The organism is Leptolyngbya sp. FACHB-36, from assembly GCF_014695955.1.
Taxonomy (GTDB): Bacteria; Cyanobacteriota; Cyanobacteriia; order Leptolyngbyales; family Leptolyngbyaceae; genus FACHB-36.
The window spans coordinates 1-2076 of sequence record NZ_JACJPG010000075.1; the positions used below are offsets into that span (position 1 = coordinate 1).

General features: G+C 56.6%; 1 protein-coding gene and 1 pseudogene. Both read right to left on the reverse strand.

Annotation, left to right across the window (positions count from 1 at the left end; translation table 11 throughout):
* The coding region (gene secD, locus H6F43_RS01030) for a protein translocase subunit SecD (protein ID WP_190340172.1) at window positions 1–1408 on the reverse strand (1408 nt) is incomplete at its 3' end.
* A 138-nt stretch (window positions 1409–1546) separates the two neighbouring features.
* Window positions 1547–2076: pseudogene (locus tag H6F43_RS01035) on the reverse strand (UPF0104 family protein); the annotation flags it as partial.

Sequence of the window (2076 nt, forward strand, 5' to 3'; positions counted from 1 at the left end):
TTGCCTCTGGTTGGGGTTTGGCGATCGTAGACACATTGGGACAGAACCAGTTCGGCTTCCGCAATCCCTGAAAGCTCAGCGCCACCAGCAGCAGCGTCCGGCTACAGGTAATCGCCGTGAACATACTAATGGTTACGCCCAGCGCCAGCGTTAAGGCAAAACCGCGCACCAGTCCCGCTCCTAGCCAGAACAGCGCACCACAGGCAATCAGCGTCGTTACGTTGCTATCCAGAATGCTGGAAAACGCGCGATAGAATCCGGCTTCCACCGACCGATACAGCGTTTTGCCAGCCCGCAGTTCCTCCCGCGTGCGCTCAAAAATCAGCACATTCGCGTCTACCGCCATCCCAATGCTAAGAATGAATCCAGCAATTCCGGGCAGCGTCAGCGTTACACCCAGCAGATTAAAGGCGGCGTAGGTCAGCACCGCGTAGATTATCAACGCAATGTCGGCAACCACACCCGGCAGGCGGTAGTACACCACCATGAAGAGCAGCACCAACGTGAGTCCACCCACAGCAGCATAAATGCTGCTCTGGATACTGTCACGTCCCAGCGTTGCTCCCACTGTGCGGTTCTCTACAATCTCGACCGGAACGGGGAGTGCTCCACCCCGAAGCTGAATCGCCAGATCGTTCGCTTCTTCTGCGGTGAAACGACCCGTGATTACCGCGTTGCCTCCGGTAATGCCCGTTTGGGCAAACTCCACGCCCACCGTCGGCGAACTCAGCAGCCCCTCATCCAGGAAAATTCCCAATGTGCGTCCGGTGCCTGCCAGAGCTTTGGTCAACTCCGCAAACAACTCGCCGCCCCGCTGGTCAAACTTCAAGCCCACGTTCCAGTTATTAGCTGCCCCGGCAGGCTCGGCAAACGCATCTTGCAGGTTTTTGCCGCCTAAGCCCGTCTTGTCGTAGAAGCTTGCGATCTCCGCATTGCTTCGTTTGATGGCTGCCTGGTTCTCAGCGATCGCTTTTTCGTCATTGCCTTTGCGGAGTTCTGCCTGCTTGGCGAGCAGTTCGCGCCGCAGTTCAGACTCAATCTGAAGCTGGGCTTCAGTGCCTGATTTCTGGCGACGAAAGTCGAGTTGCGCGGTGCCACCGAGAACGCGCTCTGCCTGTTGAGGGTCGTTGACTCCGGGCAGTTGCACCAAGATCTGGTCGTTACCAACGGTTTGCACCAGCGGTTCCGATACGCCCAGTCCGTTCACCCGCCCTTCAATGACGCGCTGGACGGCTTCCAGTTCGCGCTCCGTAATTTGCTTAATCTCAGGCGTTGTTTTGACCTGAATCGTAAGCTGGGAGCCGCCTTGCAGGTCAAGACCTAACCGAGCTGGAATCTTGACGATCGTTACCACCGCCGCGATAACCAACACCAAAATCAATATCAGAAGCGATCGCTGTCTTTGCATACCGTAATCTGTTCAACAAACGCTATGATAGCGCTTCCAAGTTTTGAGTTAGGCGCTGCAAGTTTTGCATTTAGTTACAGCCTTCGCAGCGATTGGTTCTTGACTGAGTTTGCTTTGCAGCCCGACTAGCCACACCAATTACTTCCGCTCATCCAGCCAAGCCATTCCTGCTCCTGCGGCTTCTGCCAGCACACTAATTAGTCGATACAGCGCCACTACGCTCAGCACGATTGCGGGAGAAAACGTCTGACCCAGCAGCGCGATCGCCGTTGCCTCAAATACGCCCACGCCGCCCGGAGCACCAGGAACGACCAAACCCAGCAGCCAAGACAAACTGAACGCGCTGAGAACAAGCGACAGTTCTCCAGAGTCGATCGGGCTAATTGCCAAAAACGTCAGCAGAAAGCCCAGTCCGCGCAGCACCAAAAAGCCCAGTTCTCCTAGAAGCGCCGCCACCGGATACTGCTGCAGCGTAAAGGGAGCGGCATCGGTGGATTTCTGCTTCAGCTTGCTAAGCGTGCGGATAAGGGGGTTCAGCACACGGGGATGGATGGATGCAAGGACGATCGCCAGCGCCACCCACTGCATCGCCAGCACTGGCAGCCCATACCGTGCCGCAATTTGCTGGCTGCACACCAGCGTCACAATCAGCGCTGACGCCGCCATTA